At 49.7% G+C, this 25,511-nt stretch carries 20 protein-coding genes; 14 read left to right on the top strand and 6 right to left on the bottom strand.

All coding sequences use genetic code 11. The features are described from left to right. Window positions 1-6: 6 nt before the first annotated feature. Window positions 7-1,806, top strand: coding sequence for an ABC transporter ATP-binding protein (locus JFY74_20675; protein QQG28418.1), 1,800 nt, complete (start codon window positions 7-9; stop codon window positions 1,804-1,806). Between the two features lie 106 nt (window positions 1,807-1,912). Here the strand turns inward: JFY74_20675 and JFY74_20670 are convergent, their stop codons facing one another. Further along, window positions 1,913-2,611, bottom strand: a complete 699-nt coding sequence (locus tag JFY74_20670; GenBank protein ID QQG28417.1) for a hypothetical protein — start codon at window positions 2,609-2,611, stop codon at window positions 1,913-1,915. Between the two features lie 28 nt (window positions 2,612-2,639). Beyond that, the gene (locus JFY74_20665) at window positions 2,640-3,425 is read right to left on the bottom strand and encodes a glycoside hydrolase family 16 protein (protein QQG28416.1); all 786 of its coding nucleotides are present in this window, start codon (window positions 3,423-3,425) and stop codon (window positions 2,640-2,642) included. Between the two features lie 860 nt (window positions 3,426-4,285). Here JFY74_20665 and JFY74_20660 point away from each other — a divergent pair. The 3 genes from JFY74_20660 to JFY74_20650 are packed head-to-tail and all read left to right on the top strand — an operon-like array spanning window position 4,286 to window position 7,366. Continuing rightward, window positions 4,286-4,609: a PTS sugar transporter subunit IIB gene (locus tag JFY74_20660; protein ID QQG28415.1), complete on the top strand. Its 324-nt coding sequence runs from the start codon at window positions 4,286-4,288 to the stop codon at window positions 4,607-4,609. Further along, a complete protein-coding gene (locus JFY74_20655; protein QQG28414.1) occupies window positions 4,606-5,928 on the top strand; it encodes a PTS sugar transporter subunit IIC in 1,323 nt (440 codons plus the stop codon). The genes JFY74_20660 and JFY74_20655 overlap by 4 nt, the downstream gene beginning before the upstream one ends. 25 nt (window positions 5,929-5,953) lie before the next feature. After that, window positions 5,954-7,366 (top strand): glycoside hydrolase family 1 protein, encoded by a 1,413-nt coding sequence (locus JFY74_20650; GenBank protein ID QQG28413.1) that lies wholly within the window; start codon window positions 5,954-5,956, stop codon window positions 7,364-7,366. Between the two features lie 207 nt (window positions 7,367-7,573). Here the strand turns inward: JFY74_20650 and JFY74_20645 are convergent, their stop codons facing one another. Further along, window positions 7,574-7,831 (bottom strand): DUF1471 domain-containing protein, encoded by a 258-nt coding sequence (locus tag JFY74_20645; GenBank protein QQG28412.1) that lies wholly within the window; start codon window positions 7,829-7,831, stop codon window positions 7,574-7,576. Window positions 7,832-8,066: 235 nt separating this feature from the next. Between JFY74_20645 and JFY74_20640 the strand changes: the two genes are divergently transcribed. Then, complete coding sequence (locus JFY74_20640; GenBank protein ID QQG28411.1) at window positions 8,067-9,347, top strand: DUF3748 domain-containing protein; 1,281 nt, start codon at window positions 8,067-8,069, stop codon at window positions 9,345-9,347. Between the two features lie 35 nt (window positions 9,348-9,382). On the opposite strand, the gene JFY74_20635 is transcribed toward JFY74_20640, so the two are convergent. After that, window positions 9,383-9,784 carry a YceK/YidQ family lipoprotein gene (locus JFY74_20635; GenBank protein ID QQG28410.1) on the bottom strand — a complete coding sequence of 134 codons (402 nt, stop codon included), beginning with the start codon at window positions 9,782-9,784 and terminating at the stop codon, window positions 9,383-9,385. A 253-nt stretch (window positions 9,785-10,037) separates the two neighbouring features. Here JFY74_20635 and ibpA point away from each other — a divergent pair, with 253 nt between their 5' ends. The 8 genes from ibpA to JFY74_20595 all read left to right on the top strand — a co-directional run bounded on the left by ibpA (window position 10,038) and on the right by JFY74_20595 (window position 19,001). Beyond that, the gene (gene ibpA / locus JFY74_20630; protein QQG28409.1) at window positions 10,038-10,451 is read left to right on the top strand and encodes a heat shock chaperone IbpA; all 414 of its coding nucleotides are present in this window, start codon (window positions 10,038-10,040) and stop codon (window positions 10,449-10,451) included. Between the two features lie 166 nt (window positions 10,452-10,617). After that, window positions 10,618-11,070, top strand: a complete 453-nt coding sequence (gene ibpB, locus JFY74_20625; protein QQG28408.1) for a heat shock chaperone IbpB — start codon at window positions 10,618-10,620, stop codon at window positions 11,068-11,070. Between the two features lie 282 nt (window positions 11,071-11,352). After that, the gene (locus JFY74_20620; GenBank protein QQG28407.1) at window positions 11,353-13,011 is read left to right on the top strand and encodes a putative transporter; all 1,659 of its coding nucleotides are present in this window, start codon (window positions 11,353-11,355) and stop codon (window positions 13,009-13,011) included. 781 nt (window positions 13,012-13,792) lie between these two features. Further along, entirely contained in the window at window positions 13,793-15,205 is a 1,413-nt protein-coding gene (locus JFY74_20615; protein ID QQG28406.1) for an anion permease, read from the top strand. A gap of 186 nt (window positions 15,206-15,391) precedes the next feature. Further along, window positions 15,392-17,020 carry a two-component system sensor histidine kinase DcuS gene (gene dcuS, locus JFY74_20610; GenBank protein QQG28405.1) on the top strand — a complete coding sequence of 543 codons (1,629 nt, stop codon included), beginning with the start codon at window positions 15,392-15,394 and terminating at the stop codon, window positions 17,018-17,020. Further along, entirely contained in the window at window positions 17,013-17,735 is a 723-nt protein-coding gene (dcuR, locus tag JFY74_20605; GenBank protein ID QQG28404.1) for a two-component system response regulator DcuR, read from the top strand. Before dcuS ends, dcuR begins: the two co-directional genes overlap by 8 nt. Before the next feature lie 110 nt (window positions 17,736-17,845). Beyond that, window positions 17,846-18,751, top strand: a complete 906-nt coding sequence (locus JFY74_20600; protein QQG28403.1) for a hypothetical protein — start codon at window positions 17,846-17,848, stop codon at window positions 18,749-18,751. Then, window positions 18,738-19,001, top strand: coding sequence for a hypothetical protein (locus JFY74_20595; protein ID QQG30606.1), 264 nt, complete (start codon window positions 18,738-18,740; stop codon window positions 18,999-19,001). The genes JFY74_20600 and JFY74_20595 overlap by 14 nt, the downstream gene beginning before the upstream one ends. 167 nt (window positions 19,002-19,168) lie before the next feature. On the opposite strand, the gene JFY74_20590 is transcribed toward JFY74_20595, so the two are convergent. Beyond that, window positions 19,169-20,343 (bottom strand): IS3 family transposase gene (locus JFY74_20590; protein QQG28402.1). Its coding sequence is split into 2 segments (ribosomal slippage): window positions 19,169-20,085 and window positions 20,085-20,343, totalling 1,176 coding nucleotides; the frame shifts between segments, so codons are not numbered across the junction. A 544-nt stretch (window positions 20,344-20,887) separates the two neighbouring features. Next, window positions 20,888-22,231, bottom strand: coding sequence for a 2-hydroxycarboxylate transporter family protein (locus tag JFY74_20585; protein ID QQG28401.1), 1,344 nt, complete (start codon window positions 22,229-22,231; stop codon window positions 20,888-20,890). A 1,465-nt stretch (window positions 22,232-23,696) separates the two neighbouring features. Here JFY74_20585 and JFY74_20580 point away from each other — a divergent pair. Further along, on the top strand, window positions 23,697-25,304 hold the full coding sequence (locus tag JFY74_20580; GenBank protein ID QQG28400.1) for an ABC transporter substrate-binding protein: 1,608 nt from the start codon (window positions 23,697-23,699) through the stop codon (window positions 25,302-25,304). Window positions 25,305-25,511 lie beyond the last annotated feature (207 nt).

The raw sequence follows: 25,511 nt of genomic DNA, 5'->3' as shown, positions 1-25,511 counted from the left end.
GAACGCATGACAGCGCCGATTATGTCCGTTTCGCATCTGACCACCGCCTTTCAGGTGAACGGCGAGTGGATGAACGTGGTGCGGGATTTGTCCTTCACGATTGGCGAGAAAGAGACGGTCGCCGTGGTGGGGGAATCTGGTTCAGGGAAAAGCGTGATGGCGAAATCCATCATGCGCTTACTGCCACCTGGCCAAAGCCGGGTTGAAGGTCAGATTCATTTCGGCGACACCGAACTGCTGTCGCTCCCCAATAAAGCGATGCAGGATGTGCGCGGCAACCGCATTGGCATGATTTTTCAGGAGCCGATGACCAGCTTGAATCCGGTTTTGCCGATTGGCTACCAGATTACAGAAGTGCTGCGTCGCCATCGCGGCATGGGGAAAGCTGAAGCGCGTGCCGAAGCGGTGCGCCTGCTGGAAAAAGTCCGCATTCCGGCGGCAAAATCACGGCTGAACGAATACCCGCAGAGCTTCTCCGGTGGTATGCGCCAGCGCGTGGTGATCGCGATTGCGCTGGCCTGCCACCCGAAACTGCTGATTGCCGACGAACCGACGACGGCGCTGGACGTCACGATTCAGGCGCAAATTCTGACGCTGATAAAAACCCTTCAGGAAGAAGAAGGGATGTCGGTACTGTTTATCACCCACGACATGGGCGTGGTGGCGGAAGTGTCCGACCGCACGCTGGTGATGTATCAGGGCGAAATGGTGGAAAACGCCGTCACGCGGGAGATTTTTCATCACCCGCAACAGCCCTATACCCGCATGCTGCTGTCTGCCGTGCCTAAACTCGGATCGATGTCCGGCAGCGCGTGGCCGCAGCGCTTCCCGCTGGTCGACCTCAAGACGGGCGAGCGCCAGCCAGTGCCGGAGGCGGTGAATACCGTATCGGGCGAGGAGCCGGTGCTGACGGTAAAAAATCTGGTTACTCGATTTGATATCCGATCAGGATTTTTCCGTCGGCTGTCGGGGCGCGTTCACGCGGTGGAGAATGTCTCGTTCGATCTCTGGCCGGGAGAAACACTCGCACTGGTCGGGGAGTCGGGCTGCGGTAAATCCACTACCGGTCGGTCGATTATTCGCCTCAACGACGCCGTCAGCGGCGATATTCAACTGCTGGGAAAAAATATCCTGACGGCGGATAAGCGTGAGCTGACGGATTCGCGGCGGCAGATTCAGATGGTGTTTCAGGATCCGTATGAAAGCCTTAACCCGCGCATGCGGATAGGGGAAGCTATCGCTGAACCGATGCTGCTGCACGGTCTGGCGACCCGACAGGATGTTAATGCAAGAGTGAGCGCGCTGCTGGAACAGGTGGGGTTATCCGGCGATATGGCCTCACGTTTCCCGCATCAGTTCTCCGGCGGGCAGCGGCAGCGCGTCTGCATTGCCCGCGCACTGGCGCTGGAGCCGAAAGTGATTATTGCCGATGAATCGGTGTCGGCGCTGGATGTGTCCGTCAAGGCGCAGGTGATCAACCTGATGCTGGATCTTCAGCAGAAGCTGGGGCTGTCATTCCTGTTTATCTCGCACGATATGGCGGTGGTCGAGCGTATCAGCCACCGCGTTGCGGTGATGTATCTTGGTGAAATCGTGGAGATCGGGCCACGTTCGGCGATTTTCGACAATCCGCAGCATGATTACACCCGACGTCTGATTTCTGCGGTACCCGTGCCTGACCCGGACACCCGTCCGGTGCGTAATATCACCAATGATGAATTGCGCAGCCCGGTACGCGCTCCCGATTTCCACCCTCCCGCACGTCGCTATAAGCAGGTCGGGGAAGGACATTTTGTGTTGGAATGACAAGAGAGTGGGGATGTACTGACTGAGTACATCCCCACTCTCTTCCTGACCCGTTTTGCCACATGATGACGATTTTTATAGGATAGCGTGCCGTCACCTTTTTTTCTCAATTGTTGTTATCAATATATTCAGCCAGTACGCCGGGATCGGAAACTTCGCTCATGAGATATAATGCATCAATCCCCCAATCTTCGGCATGATTTTTTCCATTAAAAGATTGTGTGAATACAATTTTGCTATGAGTTGTTTGATTCCAGATATGTCCGGAAAACCATGTGCAATTGGTTACTGGCGTATAAACACCGACTTGGCCCTCTCCTGGAGACATACCGAGTAATTTTGCTATTTCGGTGCTTTCTTGATTGATATTAGGAATGATATTATTTTTTAAATTATCTATCTCTTCTTCTGAAGTTTTCTTAACTAATTGGAATCCAAATTTACGCGTCGGTTGATCATTGACTAATCCCTCAACAAACCCTTTTTTTTCATGATATCCATAGCAGGTATAATCGTTTTCTTTTTCGCTATAAAATATGATTATCCATGAATGACCTAGCTGACCACTTCCACATAACGATGTGAGCTCGCCGACTACCGCATGTGCTCTTTTTTCTTTGTTATCTGGATATTCTTCCGCAGCAGAATCGGCTTTGGTAATGATTTCATTCAGATCGGTCTTCTGTGGTTTTCTGTTCACTCTAATACATATCTGTGGATAACCAACAGAAGGGGTTCCGATTGTTTCATATCTGCTTTCATCTTTTAAATTAGATAATGATAAAGGTATTATTTCTTCATTCATAATATAGGCCTCTCTTGTGATGGTAAATTTAATTTTTCAATGGATAAACTCTCACGTACTCGATTTCTAATGTGGATTTAGATTCATTTATGTTACCGAAACCAGTGCTGGGGTAATTCTTTCGGGGCACTTCTGTGCTCAATATAATGAATTGCTCTGCAATGGATATCGGCGCTGCTTTAGCGGAAACTTGCTCGATTTTTTTATCGTCTAGGTAAAATGTATAACCTTCCGGTGTCCACGCAACGGCAAATTTATGAAAATTCCCATCATTAATATTTGTGCCTGCATGTTTTTTTGACCAATATTTATGGCTGCTTCCATAATCATTCCAATGTATAGCATTGTTATATTCATTAGCCTTGGCTTCAGCGAGATGTTCAAAAACGTCTATTTCTACACCGGATTTCTCAGGATTGCTGATATCTTTGCCAATCGTTGCGGACTGAACCCAGAAGGCAGGCTGAACACCTTGAGTACTATTAAACCTGATGCTTGCTTCCCAATAGCCATACTGCTGCTTGAACCTCCCGTCTGTTGATATCATACCGCAATAATTATTAATTTCGCCTTTTTCGTTCTTTGTTGTATAGGTTGTAATTTTTAAAATACCATTTTGAATAGAAACGGCGGATTCGTCATTGATACAGAAATTTCTTTTTCCTAAATATCGATAAATCCACTTTGTTTCATCTAATTTATTGGTGCTGAAATTATCTTCAAAGGACGGTTGTGAAAAAAATTGAGGAGGTATCGCGTTGGATGCTCCGGTATAAAAAAATAGTGTAATAATAATGGTTGATATTTTTTTCATTTCATATCTCATTATTTTTAAATGAATGATACTCATGGGGTATCAAGAAAATTAATAGCATGTTATTTAATGTAAATTAAAATATATCCGCCATACTTCAAGTTGTCTGTGCGTGCCTCTCCCCTTTAGGGCCGCTGCAAGTAGCGTTAAAATCCGCCTCTTCCAGATTTTTTAGTCATCTGAATCACTTATTTGAGTAAGCTTGTCGGGATTCTCTCACTTACCGCCTTCCTGAAATTAGAATTATTTATGGTATATATAATTTATTCAACTGATAATGTTATAAAAATTGTAGCATAATAAGTATATATTTTCTTTATCTACAATATTTTTATTAAAATTTAAAATCTATATGATATTATTTTTAATAAATTAATTTAAATTTATTTGAAATTAAATTGTTAATATTAATTTTCATATGCAATCTAACCAAGTATTGCGGAATATATATCCGCTATACTTCAAGCTGCCTGTACTTTGGCTACAACTGCTGAGTTGCGACGCCATAGCTGTGGCTTTTTAAATCTCAATTTGTCGTTTTTATAGCCAAAAATAGAAAATGCCTGAAATCAGTACACTTAGCGTAATAAGCGTTGCAATAGTGGGTTTTACCCGTCATTCACATCTGAAATACGTTTTACATGACCTGCCTCACATTGTTTCCATTATTGTCTATCGTTTCGTGAACCTATTCTCATATCTAGTTTTTTTTCATGGAAAACGGTTTCCGTTTTGTTTCCAATGACTGTGTTTCCATGAACGAGCTTCCAATGGGTGTATGTCCAATGACCGTGTTTATTCACGATGCTTTTATTGATGACGTTTTTTATTCATAACGTACGTACGACGGGGTGTTGAAAATGAAAAGGATCATGCTTTGTTGTTCCGCTGGGATGTCTACCAGCCTTTTAATGCGAAAGATGAAGGAGGCGGCCAGCGCACGTGGTCTGGATGTTGAGATTGCCGCCTACGCCGCCCATGAGTTTGACGAGCAGGTCGGGAAGTATGATGTTGTGCTGCTGGGGCCACAGGTGAAATATATGCTGGCGTCATTCAAGGAGAAAGCCGAGGGAAAAGGCGTGCCCGTGGCAGCGATAGACATGATGGATTACGGTATGCAGCGCGGTGACAACGTGCTGGATTTTGCCTTTTCACTGATCGAAAAATCAGGACAACCGCTATGAGTGGCCTCTATCAGTCGATGGTGAATATCATCGAGCAAAAAATTACCCCGTTGGCAGGTGTGGTAGGGCAACAGCGCCACATCATCGCGATTCGTGATGGTTTTATCGCCGCGCTGCCTTTCATGATCATCGGCTCGTTTATGCTGGTGTTCATCTTCCCGCCGTTTGCTCCAGATACCACGCTGGGATTTGCCCGCGCATGGCTTGATTTCTCCGTTGCCTACCGTGAACAACTGATGCTGCCGTACTACCTCAGTATGGGGGTCATGACCTTCTTTATCTCGGTGGGGATCGGGGCCAGCCTTGGCAAGCATTACAAGTTGGATCCGATCATGACTGGCCTGCTGGCGCTGATGGCATTCTTGCTGGTGGCCGCGCCTTATCAGGAGAAGCAAATTTCCACCCAGTACTTCTCTGGGGAAGGGATTTTTACCGCGATTCTGACTGCGATTTATGCGGGTGAAGTGTATGCGTGGCTGAAGAAACGCAATATCACGATTCGCCTGCCGAAAGAGGTGCCGACTGGCGTGGCGCGTTCGTTTGAAATCCTCATTCCGGTGCTGGTCATCGTCGCGACGCTGCATCCGTTTAACCTGTTCATCCAATCTGCGACCGGCATGATTATCCCAGAAGCCATCATGCACCTGCTGGCACCGCTGATTTCAGCGTCGGATTCGCTGCCCGCGATTCTGATTTCGGTATTCATCTGCCAGATTCTGTGGTTTGCCGGGATTCACGGCGCGCTGATCGTCACCGGGATTATGAACCCGTTCTGGATGACCAACCTGGCGCTGAATCAGGCTGCGCTTTCGGCCGGTGCGCCGCTGCCACATATTTATTTGCAGGGATTCTGGGATCACTACCTGCTGATCGGCGGGGTCGGTTCCACGCTACCGCTGGCCTTTTTGCTGCTGCGTAGCCGCGCGGTTCATCTGCGTACGATTGGCCGCATGGGCGTGGTACCGAGCTTTTTCAACATCAACGAACCGATTCTGTTTGGTGCACCGATCATCATGAACCCGCTGCTGTTCCTGCCGTTTATTTTCGTGCCGATGGTCAATGCTGTCATTGCTTATACGGCGACGAAGCTTGGCTGGATCGCGCAGGTGGTTTCCCTGACGCCGTGGACGACGCCTGCACCAATTGGTGCATCATGGGCGGCGAACTGGGCATTCAGCCCAGTGATCATGTGTCTGCTCTGCATGGTGATGTCGGCCGCGATGTATTACCCGTTCCTGAAAGTCTATGAGCGCACGTTGCTCAAACAGGAGCAGGAGAAACAACAGCAGGCCGCAGGCGAAGCCAGCGCCAGCGCATAAACACGAGTGAAGCAGAGAGGAACGTATGCACGATCATCTTCAGAACGATTTTCGCTTTCCCGCGAATTTTTGGTGGGGTAGCGCCAGTTCGGCACCGCAAACGGAAGGCGAAAGCCTCAACTATGGTAAAAGCGCCACCGTGTGGGACGAATGGTTTGCCACGCAGCCCGGCCGTTTTCACCAGCAGGTTGGGCCGGCGGATACTTCCACGTTTTATCAGCACTGGCGTGAAGATATCGCGCTGCTGAAGACGCTGAATCACAACACGTTCCGAACGTCGATCTCTTGGGCGCGGCTGATTCCCGATGGCGTCGGTGAACCGAACCCGCAGGCGGTTGCGTTTTATAATCAGATCATTGATGAAATGCTGGCGCAGGGCATCACGCCGTTTATCAATCTGTTCCATTTTGATATGCCGATGGTAATGCAGCGGCTGGGTGGCTGGGAAAATCGGGCGGTGGTCGTGGCCTATGCGGGCTATGCGGCGACCTGCTTCCGCCTGTTTGGCGACAGGGTAAAACACTGGTTTACGTTCAATGAGCCGGTGGTGCCGGTGGAAGGCGGGTATCTGTATGATTTCCACTACCCGAACGTGGTGGACTTCAAGCGTGCTGCGACGGTCGCGTACCACACTATGCTGGCGCATGCGCTGGCGGTGAGGGCGTATCGTGAGCAGTCTCAGGGTGGGGAAATCGGCATTATCCTCAACCTGACGCCTTCCTACCCGCGTTCCCAACATCCGGCTGATGTGAAAGCCGCCAACATCGCCGATCTGATGTTTAACCGCAGTTTCCTCGATCCCGCGCTGAGGGGCGAATACCCGCAGAAACTGGTCGATCTATTGCACCGATATGGCCAACTGCCGAGCTGCCAACCTGACGATCGCGCGCTGCTGGCCGATGGGATTGTCGATCTGCTGGGGATTAACTACTACCAGCCGCGCCGAATCCAATGCCGCGACAGCCTGGTCAATCCCGATAGTCCGTTTATGCCCGAGTGGTTCTTTTCCAGCTATGACATGCCGGGACGAAAAATGAATCCCTATCGCGGTTGGGAAATTTACGAACCGGGTATCTATGACATTCTGACCAACCTGCGGGTGAATTACGGCAATCCACGCTGCTTTATTTCGGAAAACGGTATGGGCGTCGAGAACGAACAGCGTTTCGACGCCAACGGTCAGATTCAGGATGATTACCGCATCGATTTTGTCCGCGAACACCTGAAGTATGTACACAAAGGCATCGCGGAAGGCAGCAACTGTCTCGGCTACCATATGTGGACGTTTATCGATAACTGGTCGTGGTCGAATGCCTACAAGAATCGCTATGGCTTTGTGCAGTTGGATTTGGCGACGCAAAAGCGCACGGTGAAGAAAAGCGGAAAATGGTTCGCGGCGACAGCGGCCGAGAATGGCTTTCAAGGTTCAACGTCGTAAGTCTTTGTTCACTTCGGTGTGGCACTCTGCCACACCGTATTAATCGTCCTTCCAGCTTCCCCACAGTCTCCCTTCCACATAAAAATCACACATAAAAAAAAACGGCTTGCCCTGATGAGGAGGCAAGCCGGAAAGAGGGTAATACGCGATGTCTTGCAGGTGTTTCTATAATGGCATAGCGGGATAAAAATTCAGGGTAAACAACGATTAGTTGTAGATTACCGCAGAGCCACGCAGCTGATCGTTACCGGTCGCAGACGTGATGGTATAAGCTTTAGCGCCCGCTTTTTCTGCTTTCGCTGCGAGCTGAGCTTGCAGTGAGCTCAGGTCCTGAGCAGTTGCGGTAACGACGCCCGCTTTTTCCAGATTCTGAGCCTGTGAAGCAGATACGTATTCAGCAGCAGAAGCACCGAAAGTCATGGTAGCGAGAACAACAGCAGCGGCGATGGTTTTTACGTTTTTCATGATGTCTTATCCTTTTCTGTTTGATAGGTGAAAGGGGGCTGCCCTTTCGATATGAAGAATGTTACGCCGATGCTAATGAATTAAAAAACGGATGTTATTGAGAGAGTCTTTCTATTTTTTTGAATGATAATATCGGTTGTTGTTTGTTTTTTTTAAATAAAAAACAATAAGTTATACATAAAACTGAAATTGATTTACAAACTATTGACTGATATTGAATAAGTGGGGTGATGTCTTGTATGTTGAAGTTCAACTAACGTTTAATGCTGCTGGTCATCAACTTACCAACATTAATTGCTGGTCATATAATGGAGAGTGGCTGGTTTATGACGTCCGACCTTATGGATCTTCATTCACAGGGCTGACCATTGAGCGAGTACACCTGAAAAGCCGCAAAACCGAGGTAATTTATCGGGCAACGGCGGGGGCGCATGTGGGCGTGGTGACCTGTAGCCCGCAGGAACCGCTGCGCTATGTTTTTATCCACGGGCCGGAAAATCCGAATAGCGAGTGGCAGTATGATTTTCACCATCGCCGTGGAACGATAGTGGCGGATCGTCAGCGTGATGAAGCTGTCACGCTTGATGCCTTCTCCATTACGCCGCCTTATCAGGCTGGGGCGCTGCGCGGTGGTACGCATGTCCACGTCTTCAGCCCGGATGCCAGCCGCCTGAGTTTTACCTATAACGACCATGTACTGCATGAACATGATCCTGCCTTGAACTTGCGTAACGTGGGTGTTGCCGTGCCGTTACAGGGCGTTATGGTTGAGAAAAGCCATCCGCGTGAATATGACGGCAGCCACTATTGTGTGCTGGTCAGTAGAACGACGCCGCAACCGCAGCCCGACAGCGATGAGGTCAATCGCGCCTATGAAGAAGGCTGGGTAGGAACGGCGGGCTATATCCGACAGGATGGTTCTCGGCAGCGCTGGGCGCTGGCGTTTATTGGCGATACGCGGGCGGCGGACGGGACAACGGTACCTGAGATTTTTATTGTCGACTTGCCGGAGGCGCTTGAAGAGTATGCCAAAGCGGGTGATGCGCCACTGGCAGGGACGGCAACGTCAATGCCTGCGCCGCCAGCAGGCGTGCAGCAGCGGCGTTTAACGTTTACGCACTCGCGTCGTTATCCTGGTCTGGTGAATCAGCCGCGCCATTGGCTACGTGCCTCGCCCGACGGCAGTGAGATTGCTTTCCTGATGCGGGATGAGGCAGGCGTGGTGCAGCTGTGGATGATTTCTCCGAACGGCGGTGAACCGAGACAGGTAACGCGTACGGAACGCGGCGTACAGTCTGCTTTTAACTGGCACCCGAGCGGGCGTTCTCTGGCGTTTGTGTGTGACAACAGCATCATGCTGTGTGATGCAAAAAGCGGGGAGCTTGCTCGACTGACGGCGCGGACGGACAGCGCACCGAGTGCAGATGCGGTGGTCTTTTCCCCTGATGGGAAACAGATTGCGTATATGCGGGAGATTGACGGTTTTAATCAGCTCTTCGTCGTGGCAACGGCGTAACCGGTACGCGCGAACTCATGGCGAGTGCGGTGCTATCAAAGCTGATTATGAGGCATGGTGTTATGAGGCAGAGTGTTATGCGGCAGAGTGTTATGCGGCATAGTGGCGAGCTGTGAACTGGCGGTCTGGTTTTGCTCTTCACTGTGTGAAATGCGCTCGCGCGTCGATAGCTTGTTCTTATCGCTGCCTGTGCGGTAGTAGTCGTAGGGCAGCAGCAGCGTGTCGGCCACCGCCGAGAACGGCAGGTCGATAGCAACCAGCGGCATCATCGCCCAACTGGTATCGTCGTCACGCAGCATACCCACACTGGCGCGCGTGCCGGAATAGTATCCCTGATCGCTTCCGGTATGCGTCATCACGCTGGAGCAACCGCTGGTTACCACCGCACCGCTACCGGTAATGATGAAAGAGAACAACGCACTTTTCAGTAAGGTCATATTCCTGTCCATTAAGAACCGCTGCCAAGGTAGTCTATCCTGAGTGTATGTGATAACACCCGCAGTGTGAGTGAATATTGCATGAAACCCAGCGATTTTTCCTTTTTGCCTCTTGAAAGTCTGAGGGGGGTCACCATATTGATAATAAGCCGGAAAAAAACGATACGCCGTCAGGGTATCTGTCCCGGCTGTGAACCTGTCCTTATAAGGAAGGTAAAAATAAATCCTCGCTGCATGTTTAGGAGGCTGTTTTATGCGTAACCCCGATTTTTCCCCACTGTACCGTTCTGCTATTGGTTTCGATCGCCTGTTCAATCTATTAGAAACCGGCCAGACCCAGAGTAACGGCGGCTATCCTCCCTACAACGTCGAACTGGTTGACGAGAACCAATACCGCATTGCGATTGCCGTCGCTGGCTTCGCCGAGCAGGAACTGGACATCACCGCGCACGACAATTTATTGATTGTAAAAGGTGCCCACGCCGGTGAGCAGGTTGCCCGCAACTACCTGTATCAGGGGATTGCCGAGCGCAACTTCGAGCGTAAATTCCAACTGGCCGAACATATTCAGGTAAAAGGCGCCAATCTGGAAAACGGGCTGCTGTATATCGATCTCGAACGTATCGTGCCGGAAGCGATGAAGCCGCGTCGGATTGAAATTAAGTAAACCAACATCACGTTATTTGCACGAATCGCGCATTGCCTGAAATGGTAGCGCTGTGAATGAACGCTTCGTCTGCCGAATGGGGACGACGCCAGCTATGGCATCGTGGCTGGCATAAGGTACGCCCACAGGGGCATCACTTATCTCGCTTCTTAGAAGGAGTCATATTATGCGTAACTACGACTTATCACCTTTACTGCGTCAGTGGATCGGTTTTGACAAATTAGCCAGCTCAATGCAGGGCAGCCAGGAACCGATTGATTTTCCTCCGTATAATATCGAGAAGAAAGACGACAACCACTACCGCATCACGCTCGCGCTGGCGGGGTTCCGGCAGGCCGATCTGGATATTGAAGTGGAAGGCCCGCGCCTGACGGTGAAAGGCAGTCCGGCACCGTCCGAAAAAGCCGTGGAATATCTGCATCAGGGGCTGGTGTTTAAACCTTTCACGCTGAGCTTTACGCTGGCCGAACACCTGCATGTGTCCGATGCCCATTTTGAAAATGGTCTGCTGCATATCGATCTGGTGCGTGACGTGCCGGAAGCCTTGCAGCCTCAGCGTATCGCCATCGGCGGTGGTCGTCCGGCCTTGAACCAGCAGACTGCTGACGACGCGTCATAACGCGATATCCGCATTGTTTGTTTGATGATTTCCCGCGCTCGTATCATTACGGGCGCGGTTTTGTGTTGCCCGCCACGTTTCCCACCCCGGCATTCTGCCAGAATCAAAATATACTCGTCATACTTCAAGTTGCATGTGCGTTGGCTGCGTTTACTCACCCGAATCACTTACTTGAGTAAGCTCATAGTGCTTCGTTCTCTTGCCGCCTGCCTGAAACTCGAATTATTTAGAGTATAGCGGTAGTGGTACTTCCCAATAAAAACGTCCGCAAAGGATATGGGCATGAGTGATATCGCACTTACTGTGAGTATGCTGGCGCTGGTGGCGGTTCTGGGGTTATGGATCGGCAACTGGCGGATTTACGGCGTTGGTTTAGGGATTGGCGGGGTCCTGTTCGGTGGGATCATCGTCGGGCATGTTGCCCATCAGTACCAGATTCAACTGAATGACGACATGTTGCACGTCATCCAGGAGTTCGGGCTGATCCTGTTTGTCTATACCATTGGTATTCAGGTCGGGCCGGGTTTCTTTTCCTCTCTGCGGGTATCTGGCCTGCGGCTCAATGCGTTTGCTCTGCTGACGGTGTTCCTCGGCTGCGTGGTGACCGTGCTGCTGCACAAGCTGCTCAATATTCCTTTGCCCATTATCCTCGGTATTTTCTCTGGCGCGGTGACCAACACGCCTTCGCTCGGCGCGGGTCAACAGATTCTGACCGATCTTGGGTCGAGTTCGGCATTGGTGAACCAGATGGGAACAGGCTACGCAATGGCGTACCCGCTGGGGATCTGCGGCATTTTACTGGTGATGTGGCTGATGCGCGTCCTGTTCCGCGTGGCGGTGGAGAACGAGGCAAAGCAGTTTGAAGTCAGCAACGGTTTGAATCATGAGCAACTGCACACGATGAATGTGTCGGTGACGAATACCAATCTGCAAGGGCTGGCGATTCAGGATGTGCCGATTCTGAACCGCGACACCATCGTCTGCTCCCGCCTGAAACGCGGTGATGAACTGATGGTGCCGTCGCCGCAGACGCTAATCCAACTGGGCGATTACCTGCATCTGGTTGGTGCGAAAAACGATCTGGAGCAGGCGCGTCTGGTCATTGGTAATGAAGTTGAGACATCGCTCTCGACGCGCGGAACGGATTTGCACGTTGAACGCGTAGTGGTGACGAATGAGAAGGTGCTGGGACGCAAGATTCGCGAGCTGAATCTGAAGCAAAACTACGATGTGGTGATCTCGCGCCTGAATCGTGCGGGTGTCGAGCTGGTCGCCAGCAATCAGGCCAGCCTGCAATTTGGCGATATTCTGAATCTGGTCGGGCGGAAAACGGCGATTGATGCCGTCGCGGATATCGTGGGGAATGCGCAGCAGAAGCTCCAGCAGGTGCAGATGCTGCCCGTCTTTATCGGTATCGGGTTGGGTGTCCTGCTGGGGTCGGTACCGCTGATGATTCCCGGCTTTCCTGTCGCGCTGCGGCTCGGGCTGGCGGGGGGGCCGCTGGTGGTCGCGCTGGTGCTGGGGCGTATCGGCGGTATTGGTAAACTTCACTGGTTTATGCCGCCCAGCGCGAACCTGGCACTGCGTGAACTCGGCATTGTACTGTTCTTATCGGTAGTGGGGCTGAAATCCGGCGGCGACTTCGTCGAGACGTTATTGAACGGCGACGGGGTGTGGTGGATTGGCTATGGTGCGCTAATTACCATTGTGCCGCTGCTGCTCGTCGGCATACTGGCGCGGACGCTGGGTAAGATGAACTACCTGACGCTGTGCGGCATGTTGGCGGGCTCCATGACCGATCCGCCTGCGCTGGCGTTTGCCAATGGGCTACACCCGACCAGCGGTGCAGCGGCGCTGTCTTATGCGACGGTTTATCCGTTGGCGATGTTTCTGCGAATTATGTCGCCGCAGCTGCTAGCCGTACTGTTCTTGACCCTCTAAATGTTATCAGCTGGATAAAAACTACTATTTTCTCGTCGAATAATGGCGATTTATTTCTTTATTTTTGAAGAGTGGAATACCTGAGTGAAAAAATAAGGAATGGATAACTGACTGTCTGGAAAAGAATTATATTTCCATTATTAGATATAAGGTTTTTTTATCATTTATTTGTCGTTAACTTCGTTAATTTTATGTTCTTTAAATGTCAATTATTATTGAATTTTAAGGGTTTTTTATCGGGGGATTAAAACCGTGATGGTTTCTTAAATAAATTAATGAACCCCTTTAGTAACTAAAGTTACGCTATTTTGTAGGCACATTATAATACTATCTCTTCATTAATCACTTGATTTGATAAGACGAGAGAAGCACCCTGAACCCTTGTTTTCTCGTCTTTTTTTTCCGCAGATGATTCCTGTTGCGTTGTTTTCAGCAGGGTGACGAAGGAAGAATAACGAAATACCCACTCCTCCGCACGGGACATCCGTCGTGAATATCTCCTGAATAATTTGAGTGCAGTACTCTCGCGGCTCAAAAATGACGGGGATATGCCCTAAATAATTCGAGTCGCAGGAAGGCGGCAACCGCATGACAAATCGGTTCCAGACCGATTTGAACAGCGCTAGAGCTGGCCCGAAGGGTGAGCCTCATTTATGAGGCTCATTAATCTCCAGGAGCTTACATCAGTAAGTGACTGGGGTGAGTAAGGGAAGCCAACGCATATGCGGCTCGAAGTATGACGGGAAATACAGAATCCGTTTTAATGAAGAGTGGTGTTCTTATGTCTGCGAATAACAGCAGGTTGATAAAGCTTCTAGTTATCCTTTGTATCGCTGGTGGCTTATGGTTATTGCCGGTTCCTGATGGGGTTAAACCCGATGCCTGGCATCTGATGGCGATTTTCATTGCCACGGTTGTCGGTCTGATTCTCTCTCCTTACCCGCTTGGCGCGATGGCGATGTTCAGCCTGACCTCGGTCGCCATATTAGGGTTATTACCCATTAAAGATGTGCTGGCGGGCTTTAGCGATCCCACTATTTGGATGATCGCCTGCGCCTTCTTTATCTCTCGCGGCTTTATCAAAACCGGCTTTGGCCGACGCATTGGCCTGCTGTTCATCAGCAAGCTGGGGAATAGCTCTCTCGGTCTGGCGTATGGTCTGGTGTTTACCGACCTGATGTTCGCTCCGGCCATGCCTTCCACGTCTGCACGCTGCGGGGGGATCATCACTCCGCTGTTCCGGTCCATTGCCGAAGCCTATGACTCCACGCCGGAAAAAGGCACGCAGCGTCGCATTGGTGCGTTTCTGGTGCAGTCCATTTTCCAGTGTAACGCCGTGACTTCCGCGATGTTCATGACCTCCATGGCGGGTAACCCGATGGTGGCGAAGCTGGCTTCCCAGTTTGGTATTCACATCAGTTGGACGGATTGGGCGTTGGCGACACTGCTGCCGGGCTTCCTGTCTTTGGCGCTGATTCCTTACCTGATCTACCGTTTCTATCCGCCTGAACTGAAGAAAACCTCAGAAATGCGAGCGATCGCCGTCGAAAGACTGCGTGAAATGGGCAAAATGACCCGCGACGAGTGGGTGGTGCTGGGCGTGTTCCTGGGTCTGGTGACGTTCTGGGTGCTGGGTTCTACGCTGAATATCGATGCAACCCTGACCGCGCTGGCGGGCCTGAGCGTGCTGTTGCTCAGCCGTGCGCTGACCTGGGACGATGTGGTCAGTGAGAAAGAAGCCTGGCACACCGTGGTGTGGTTTGCCGTACTGATGACGCTGGCTGGTCAGCTCAACAAGATGGGCCTGATTGCCTGGTTGGGCGGATTGGCCGGTAATGCGGTGAGCGGGATGCACTGGCTGCCGATGCTGGGTCTGCTGCTGCTGGTGTACTACTACAGCCACTACCTGATGGCGAGTGCGATTGCCCACATCAGCGCCATGTATGCGATTTTTGTCTCTATCGCGCTGGCCGCTGGTGCGCCGCCGATGCTGACCGTACTGGTATTCGGTATCTTCAGTAACCTGTTTATGTCCACGACCCACTACTCCAGTGGTCCGGCACCGATTTTATTCGGCACAGGCTACGTGCCGCTGGGAACCTGGTGGAAGATCGGTTTCCTGGTCAGTGTGGTCATCATCCCTATCTGGCTGGGTGTTGGCGGAGTGTGGTGGAAACTGCTCGGTTTCTGGTAAACGTAGTACTGCTGGCTTTCCTGATGCGACATTCCTGACACAAAAAATGTACCGCAACATTAAGCCTGATTTCCTTTCTTCAAGCCTACGCCCTGTCCTTGTGACGGGGCGTATGCATCACGGCACGCGAAACGCGACGAAACAGTATAAGATAACGGTGTGATGATGGTGGTTTCGGAGAGTGACATGGGCAAGAAAAAGGCACCGCTAAAGCTGGGAACATCGGTGTTTCTGATGGTGTCGGTTGTGCTTGGCGCGGTGTTGCTGGTGGTCTATTCCTTGCTGTTTTTTCGCATTAATCAGCTTTCAGAAGATCATCTGCGAGAAAAAGCGTTTGCCATTGCTCGCACATTTGCTTCTTCTCCCGTGGTTATTGATGAACTTAAAGGGATTGGTCGGCCTGAGGAAGTGCAGGTTGCTGCGGAGGCAATCCGCCAGCGTAATCAACTGCTCTTCGTCACCGTCACGGACATGGATACGGTGCGCCATAGCCACCCTGAACCGGAAAGAATTGGTGAACATTTTGCCGGTCGGGATATATATCCGGCGCTGTTGGGCATGGAAAATACCTCCATCAACCGAGGTACGCTCGATCCCGCGCTACGGGTCTTTACGCCAGTTTTCGACAGTAACCATAAGCAGGTTGGCGTTGTTGCGCTGGGGATTGCCTTAACCAGCGTGCAGAAGGTGATCAGCGATAACCGCTGGATGATTCCCTGGACGCTATTGGCAGGGGCGCTGGTCGGCTGGCTGGGCACGTTGATTCTGGTGAAAGTGCTCAAGCGCATTATGCTGGGATTCGAACCGTTTGAGATCTCGAACCTGTTTGAACAGCGTAACGCGATGCTCAAACACATCAAAGAAGGCGTTATCGCGGTCGATCAGCATGGCCGGATTACGGTCATCAATGATGAGGCGCGACGGCTTTTCCGGCAGAATAATCCACAGGGCAGTGAAACATCGGCTCCGAAGACAGCCGAACGCGTCAGTGACCAGTGGCTTGAACATCTGCATCTGAAACAGGTGCTGGAGAGCGGTACGCCGCGACGCGATGAAGAGATTAACTTTAACGGCCATTTGCTGCTGACCAACACCGTTCCGGTTTTTGTGAAGGGCGACATTATCGGCGCGATTGCGACATTCCGTGATAAAACGGAGATTAGCCAGCTGCTGCAACGGTTGAGCGGGATGTCCTACTATGCGGATGCGCTGCGGGCGCAGTCGCACGAGTTTATGAATAAGCTGCACGTTATCCTGGGGATGCTGCACTTAAAATATTACTCGCAGCTGGAAGATTATATCCTGAAGACCGCCAATAATTATCAGGCGGAAATTGGTTCGATTATTCGTAAAGTGAAATCGCCAGTGATTGCCGGCTTCCTGTTGGGTAAAATCAACCGCGCGCGCGATCTCGGCATTACGCTCTCTATCAGCGAAGAGAGTCTGCTGCCGGATACCGATGATGTCGATGCCACGAATGAATTGATTACCGTATTGGGTAATCTGATTGAGAATGCGATGGACGCGATTGATCGGCAGGAACACTGCGAAATCAGCGTGAGCTTCCATCATCAGAATGGCCGCCTTCACTGTACCGTGGGGGATGACGGCCCCGGCATTTCGCCGGAGAGTCAGGCGCGCATTTATGAACAGGGATTCTCTACCAAAGGCAGCGGGCGCGGTATCGGCCTGTACCTGACCAAGCAGAGTCTGGAGAAGATTGGCGGCACTATCGAGTTTGAATCAGAACCTGAGGTGTACACCCAGTTTTTCGTTACTATTCCTTATCAAGCAAGGCTGTTTGACCATGATTAATGTACTGATTGTTGATGACGATGCCATGGTTGCAGAGCTTAACAAATCTTATCTGAACCAGGTTTCTGGATTTAGCTGCTATGCGACCGTCCCCACGTTGCAGCAGGCGCGAAACCTGCTGATGCAACCTGACTCGGAAATCGATTTGGTACTGCTGGATATTTATATGCAGCAGGATAATGGACTGGACCTGCTGCCGACTATCCGTGAATTTAGTGAGAAAACGGACGTCATCATCATCTCGTCTGCCAGCGATGTGTATACCATCAAAAAAGCGCTGCACTACGGTGTGGTGGATTATCTGATTAAGCCTTTCCAGTTCTCGCGCTTCGAACAGGCGCTGACCGCTTATCGCGAAGAGGCGAACTTGTTCAAGCACCGCGATTTTGTTGGGCAGTCGGATATTGATAACCTGATTCGCCGTACCAGCAGTAGCACGGTCAGCGAACGTAAGAAATTGCCGAAAGGGCTGACCAGCCTGACGTTACGTACCGTCTGTGAGTGGATTGAAGGCAATCAGGGCATTGAGTTCTCTACCGAAATGCTGGCGAATGCGATTGGTATCTCCCGCGTCTCCTGCCGTAAATACCTGATCTATCTGTCTGATACTGGCATCCTGACCACCAATATCCTGTACGGCTCAACCGGCCGACCAGTTTATCTGTATCGTCTGCTGCCAGAAAAACAGGACTCGCTGCGCCAATACTGTGAATAAAAAGCGGTGAGTAATTAGCAGTAAATAAGGTAAACAGAAACGAGGCGGGAGCGATCCCGCCTTGTGCTATACACAATTCAGTGACGATGAAACCAAATGGAGTTGGTTGAGTGGAACACGATAAATTTATGCAGTACGGCCGTGGGTTAGGGCTGTGGCGTAACCCACGGGAAAATATTAAGCCCGAACCAACAAATTACTTCAGAGATGACCCGATTTACCTCACGCCTTCAAAAGGGGAATGGGTTAATCATGTCCAAGAGTGCAAAAAAGAAAATAACCCGTTAGAGAACGGTGTATTTATCTGGACAGAAATTAAGGGTACAGGTCACGCCTTTGTCTCTGTGCATGAGGATAATAATGCTTCTGTTTTCACTTATGGTCGCTTTGGTAGACGGTCTGGTGCTGGCGGGACTGTCGGTGATGGCATCTTAAACTTTTTGCGGTTTGAAGAGGCGAGAACATATTACCGAGAAGAGCTGTACAAGATGGAGGCGAAGGCATTCATCATTACAGATGCAGACCCTACGATTGCAAGAATGTACTTTGAAAGGCTGTGGCATTCAGGAAGCAAAGTTAAAGAGACGCCAGACATGGGGGATGATACCAAACGAGATGGCCACACAATTGATCAATATGATGTGACAGGGGTTAACTGTACAACCCATACAACAAAAGGCGTGAAGATAGCGGGATCACAGATATTTGAGGGGGGATATACCACTCACTCTCAGATGCGAATTGATTACGAAGAAGATTTTGCCGTGCCGGTATCGCTACAGCGGTATTTAGAAAGAAAAAGCGCTGAGTCATCGATGCTTGTTGTTGATATGACGAGTGAGTTTAGAAAGCAGTACCCCAATATTAATGGGTTTAACCCTCTAGATGAATCAACAATAAGAATGAAAGCTTTTCGAGCTGCCGCTGAGATAGCTTCTGGTGTTGGCAAGGTGTCGCCTTATTCTGGTGGTACTGTCGGGGGATTATTAGAAGGGATGCATGATGTTAACAAGTGAATGTAAGACGGTTATGCGCTGGGGAGGAATAGCATTAGTAACCTTTGTATATTATCTGTGGCTCTTTCTTGCTATTTTTCCGTTAGATAATAAAGGGGACATGCCACTGGGTAAGGTGGTTACTATCGAATATCATGAGGCCGTTATAGAAAATATTTATAAGGCCACAGATAATATTCTTGAGGTTGCTTTAATTGGTTTCCCCATCTGCGTGGCGCTGATTCTCATCATTTTCAAAAAAGTTAGATAGTTGTGGTAAGCAAACGGAACTGAGTGTTATGTGTGGAATGAGATAAACGAGGCGGGAGCGATCCCGCCTTGTGCTATACACAATTCAGTGACGATGAAACCAAATGGAGTTGGTTGAGTGGAACACGATAAATTTATGCAGTACGGCCGCGGGTTGGGGTGTAGTGGTCAACAAAAACTGGCCACGGCTTTAGAGTTTTTCCAGAACAATCTTTCTGATTCATTCGGCGTCAAACCACCATTATATTGATGAGGTCTGAGCTGGCTGTAATATCCTGTGATGTAATTCGTTATTGCCGTGCTGGCTTGGCTAAAATTCGCGTAGCCATTATCCGGTACCCACTCTGTTTTCAGGCTTCTGAAGAACCGTTCCATTGGGCTGTTATCCCAGCAATTTCCCCGGCGACTCAGACTTTGCTTTATCTGATATCTCCACAGTAACTGCCTGAAATTCCTGCTGGTATAGTGACTGCCTTGATCCGAGTGATACAGTAAATTAGCCGGTTTTCCCCGTGCTTCCCAGGCCATCGACAGGGCTTTACCTGTCAGTGCTGAATCAGGGAAAAATGACATCGCCCAGCCAACCGGTTTACGGGAAAACAAATCGAGTACTACAGCCAGATAAGCCCAGCGTTTTCCCGTCCAGATATAAGTCACATCACCGCACCAGGCCTGATTAGGCTCGGTAACAGCAAACTGGCGATCCAGATAATTAGGGATCTCAATGTGTTCCTTAGACGCCTTCTTATAACGATGGCCAGGTTGCTGACAGCTGATAATATTGAGCGCTTTCATCAGCTTTGTTGCCCGCCAGCGGCTCAGTTTTATACCTTTGGTGGTGACCATCGCGGCAATGCTTCGCGCTCCTGCTGAGCCGTTACTTTCGCGATAAACTTCACGCACAAGGCTCAGTAATGCCACTCTCGTGGCGTCAGGCTTCCTGGGCTGCCGCCAGTATTTATAACTGCTGCGATGAACCCCAAACACGTTGCACACAACGGCAACAGGAAACCGCGCCCTGAGTTTCTCAACTAATGAGAATTGTTCAGGGAGTCTGACATCAAGAGCGCGGTAGCCTTTTTTAATATATCCCTTTCCATTTCAACGCGTTGAAGTCTTTTCTTTAGCTCACGTATTTCAATCTGCTCAGGTGTCATGGGTGAAGCAGTGGGTGATTTTCCCGCTCGCTCTTCTTTCAGTTGTCGAACCCATTTGTCCATCGTGGATTTGCCGACATTCATTGCCGTAGCAGCGGCGGCAACGGTGTAGTGCTGATCGAGTACAAGCTGGGCAGCTTCGAGGCGAAACTCGGGGCTAAAATTACGTCTGTTACGTCCGGTCATAATGTCACCTGTTTTGACTGTGAGGTGATGATATCACCTCTATTCAGGTGGCCAAATTCAGTGTGCCACTACACCTTATTCTGGTGGTACTATCGGTGGCTTATTAGACGGGATGCATGATGTTAACAAGTAAGTGCAAGTCATTTATTCGATGGGTCAGTATTGCCCTTGTCTCTCTATTTTATTATCTACTGGTAGGGGGGGTTGGTGCGATTTCCTTTGATAAGGATATTATGTATTTTTCAGAAAAAACTATATCTGTTGAATATCACAGAGCTAGCCTGGAAATTATGCAGGAACATACTAATTCGGTGTATTTAGCTGCGTTCATAGCTTTTCCCATCTGCGTGGCTCTGATTCTGATCATTTTCAAAAAGGTTAGGTAGTTACGGTAAGCCAAACCGTTAACAATGGCTGCTGCCGGAAAAGCAGGACTCGCGGTGCCAATACTGTGAATAAAAGGCTGTGAATAAATAGCGCTGAATAAATAAAAACGCCACGGCAATCACCGTGGCGTTTTCGTTAGTGGGTAATCGTGGTTGGGTTAGACAACCCAGCCCAGCAGCAGCGTTGCCGCGATGACGGTAGAGGCGCCGCCGATACGGGTGGCGATCTGTGCGAACGGCATCAGAGACATACGGTTAGAAGCGGACAGAATAGCCACATCACCCGTACCGCCCAGTCCGCTGTGGCACGTGGTCACGATGGACGCTTCAATTGGGTACATGTTCAGGTAAGGCGCAATCAGGAAACTCACCAGCGCCATGGACAGCACCACAGAACCACAGACGATGACATAACCCACAGAGAATACCGCGACGACGCTCTCCAGCGGGATATACAGCATGCCCAGCCCGATCATCAGCGGCCACACCAGAGAACTGGATACGAACTTGTAAACGCTGTGCGCGCCAGTTTCCATAATCGCAGGAATCACGCGTCCGTATTTACAGAAGACGGCGATCAGAATCATCAGAACTGGGCCTGGGATGTGTACCAGTTTCTCAAACAGGCCACCGACGATGAAGAAGGCGCAAATCATCAACAGTCCGCCACCCATCAGGTGAAAATCGACCGGTTTTGGCGCTTCGTTGACGGCAAACATCGCGTTGTCTTCATCGCTGCGAACCAGACGGCCTTCGCCGTTCAGATCCTTGCGGCGCATACCCAGACGGGATAGCACGCCAGCACACAGAATCGCGAAGATGTTACCGACGACGGCTGCGGGCGCTAGCTGAGCGACATAGACATCTGGGCTTTGTCCCAGAATCGCAGAATAGGCTAAGGATAACGGCAGGATGCCTTCACCAATGCCGCCACCGATAATTGGCACGATGATGAAGAAGAAAGTGTGATAAACGCTGTAGCCGCACAGTTTACCAACCAGCAAACCGGTTGCCAGCGCGGTTGCGGTGCCGATAACCAACGGGACGAACATGCGCACCATCCCCTGAATCAGGATTTTGCGGTTCATACCCAGAATACTGCCGACCACCAGACAGGCGATGACGAAATACAGGAAGTTCGCCTCTTTCATCAGCAGGTGGACGGTTTTCATGGTGTTGTCGTTGAACAGCTCAAAATACACCATAACGGAAGGCACCATCAGGCACAGAATGGCTGGGCCGCCGATATCTTTGAACACGGGAATGTTGCTGCCAATGTGTGCCAGCAAAAAACCCATCGTCATGATGACGGCGAAACCGCCAATCATATTTTTAGGCAAATATCCTTCGTAGGCCGCGATAGCGACAATGGCGGCAATCGCCATAAAAAGCGCAACGGGAACGGAGCCGATTTTCTTTTTAAAAAAGCCCCCGATAAACGATTCTTGTGTTTCCAGAGCGAGATCGTTCTCACATAAAATATCAGTTTCAATTTTTTTCATTATATTCACCCTGCTAGGACAGTTGGTACAGAAAGAAATTACATACCTGCCGTTTGATATCGTTGCGATATTGGTAATGCATCGTTATCGACGCATTTTATTGGCTTTTTTCTCGCCGATATCTGTGTGACTATCGAGCGTCGCTAATGCCAATGACGGCGGGATGTTTATTATCAGAAAGCAGAAAAATTCGTTTTTTTGTTTTTTATCAGTTAGTAACAAAAAGATAAGGAATGGTTGATGTTATTTAACAATGAATCATGTTGGAGAGTAATCTAGCATGAGGGAATGTTAAAAATAATACGTTAATTACGTATTTGTGAACTTATCAGCAACTCTATTTTAAATAACTTATATTATTTTTTTGTAATTAAAATAATTTATTGAGAGGGTGTGGGGGAATTAAAACAGAAGGAGAGGTAAATCACAGAGTGAAAATACCACTTTATGAGAATAAGTAAATAGCGTGTTTTCATTTTAGTGAAAATATTTATTTAACTAAAATAGCCAGGTAATTATTGAGCAATATCATTGTTTCGCTGGCCGTCGCCCTGACGACGCTGCCGCGGGACAAAATGCGTTCTCGACCCTATGTCAGTTGCCTTTTTATCTATGCTTTATCTAACGGGTGTATCCAGCAACGGATCTCTGGTAACGGCTATCCCACAGATAAAAAACGATGTAGAGCGCGCTTGTTGCCCGTTAAAGGAGGGGGGAAACCACGTTTTTTATGTCGCATAGAGTTTTTTTATGTAGCGTAGATAGTCATTTGTCTACTTATGGTGCCGTGGTAAATATCAGAATTTCTTATTATCTGTCAGAATTTTCACCTGTTGTTAACGTTTTTAACAAAAAATAGTGCTCAAATCTTGTACATGTAAGACCAGATGACTATAGTTTTTTAAATGGTGATAATTTCTTTTTGTCCGCAATGTGTCAGTTTTTATCTCTGTTTTTTCATCAAAAGGCAGAGAATATGTCTTTCTTGAGTTGGTGAGCTTGTATTTTCTCTTTTAAGAAAATGTAAGGAAATTTTGTAAATCCTTACTGCTTATATTGACGTCACCGTCATCTGTTGAGAAATTGAGGGCGTCATAGGGATATAAGGAGGAAAGCAGCGGCTTGTCTGAATGATTCTACGTCTTCATCCAGCATCCGTGAGCGGGTTGTGGCGTTTCGAGGTATACGTTGTAGTTATTATGACTGTATCCAACAGCGTGGCGACCATCGGTTGTGTTAACCATCATTCCTCTCCCCACTATTTTGATTTTGCCTTCGGGCGACAGGGTACAGACCACAGTTCGTAAAAATACAGGTCTGGCCAACCATACCCAATTGATTTCGAGATGCAGGACGGAATATCAGCGCTGTTAACCACTGTGTGTTTAACGACAGTATTAACGCGTATGCAGCTTGGAGTATGGCGGGTATAGCACACAACATCATCCACAATGGAGCACAAGTAATGGAAAAATCCCTCGTTAGATCAAGGGTATTGAAGTTCGGCCTTGGCTTACTCGCCATGTCCGTCGCGGTAGGTGTTCAGGCAAAAACGCTGGTTTACTGCTCAGAAGGCTCCCCAGAAGGTTTTAACCCGCAGCTGTTCACCTCTGGTACGACGTTTGATGCCAGCTCTATTCCTATTTATAACCGTCTTGTGGAATTTAAAGACGGCACCACGGACACCGGTCCAGGTTTGGCTGAAAAATGGGATATTAGCGAAGACGGCAAAACCTACACCTTCCATTTGCGCAAAGGCGTGAAATGGCAAGATAGCAAGGATTTCAAACCTTCCCGTGAATTCAATGCCGATGACGTGATTTTCTCCTTCATGCGTCAGCAGGATGCTAACCATCCGTACCATAAAGTATCTGGCGGCAGCTATGAATACTATCAAGGTATGGGCATGCCAGAGCTGGTCAGCAAAATCGAAAAAGTCGACGACTACACCGTCCGCTTTGTGCTGAACCGCCCTGAAGCGCCGTTCCTGGCAAACCTGGCGATGGACTTCGCTTCCATCCTGTCGGGGGAATATGCGGATCAGATGTTGAAAGCTGGTACGCCAGAGAAGGTTGACCTGAACCCAATTGGTACAGGCCCGTTCCAGCTGCAACAATACCAGAAAGATTCTCGTATTCTGTACAAAGCCTTTGAAGGCTTCTGGGGCACCAAGCCTGGTATTGACCGTCTGGTCTTCTCTATCACGCCAGATGCGTCTGTACGTTACGCCAAGCTGCAAAAAGACGAATGCCAGATCATGCCGTATCCAAACCCGGCCGATCTTGCCCGTATGAAAGAAGACAAAAACATCACGTTGCTGGAAAAGCCGGGCTTGAACGTTGGTTATTTGGCCTACAACGTTGAGAAAAAACCGCTGGATAACGTCAAGATTCGCCAGGCGCTGAACTATGCAGTGAACAAGTCTGCCATCATTGAGGCGGTCTATCAGGGTGCTGGTCAGGCCGCGACTAACCTGATCCCGCCGACTATGTGGGGCTACAACAACGACGTTAAAGACTACAGCTACGATCCTGAAAAAGCGAAAGCACTGCTGAAAGAAGCAGGTATGGCTGACGGTTTCTCTATCGACCTGTGGGCAATGCCAGTACAGCGACCGTACAACCCGAATGCTCGTCGTATGGCGGAAATGATTCAGTCCGACTGGGCGAAAGTGGGCGTGAAAGCCAAGATCGTCACCTACGAGTGGGGCGAGTATCTGAAGCGTGCGAAAGACGGCGAGCACCAGACCGTGCTGATGGGCTGGACTGGCGACAATGGGGATCCAGACAACTTCTTCGCGACCCTGTTCAGCTGCGACGCGGCCAAAAATGGCTCCAACTACTCCAAGTGGTGCTACAAGCCGTTTGAAGATTTGATCCAACCGGCGCGCGCTGTTTCCGATCACGAAAAACGTATTGAGCTGTACAAGCAGGCGCAGGTTGTGATGCACGATCAGGCTCCGGCGCTGATTGTTGCGCACTCCACCGTGTACGAGCCAGTGCGTAAAAACGTGAAAGGTTATGTGATTCAGTCGCGTGGCGTGCATAGCTTCAACAACGTGACGTTGGATTAAGTCAGCCACTCGTTTTTCACGGACATTAAAAACCCCGACCTTGCGGTTTCTCGTTAGAGGAGTCGTGGAGGCGGGGTTTCTTGCCCGTTACGTTTTTATGGCAGACTTCCTGCCCGCCACCCGGCGGGCCGTCGTACACGACGTTTAAAATCGTTCCTGACGATTTTTTATGCTGTGAGCAATGATAAGCCTGATGGCCAATGAGCC

It is taken from the genome of Pectobacterium carotovorum (genome assembly GCA_016415585.1).
Lineage (GTDB): Bacteria > Pseudomonadota > Gammaproteobacteria > Enterobacterales > Enterobacteriaceae > Pectobacterium > Pectobacterium carotovorum_K.
The sequence above is the reverse complement of the archived record's forward strand: the minus strand, read 5'-3'. Positions and strand labels throughout refer to the sequence as shown.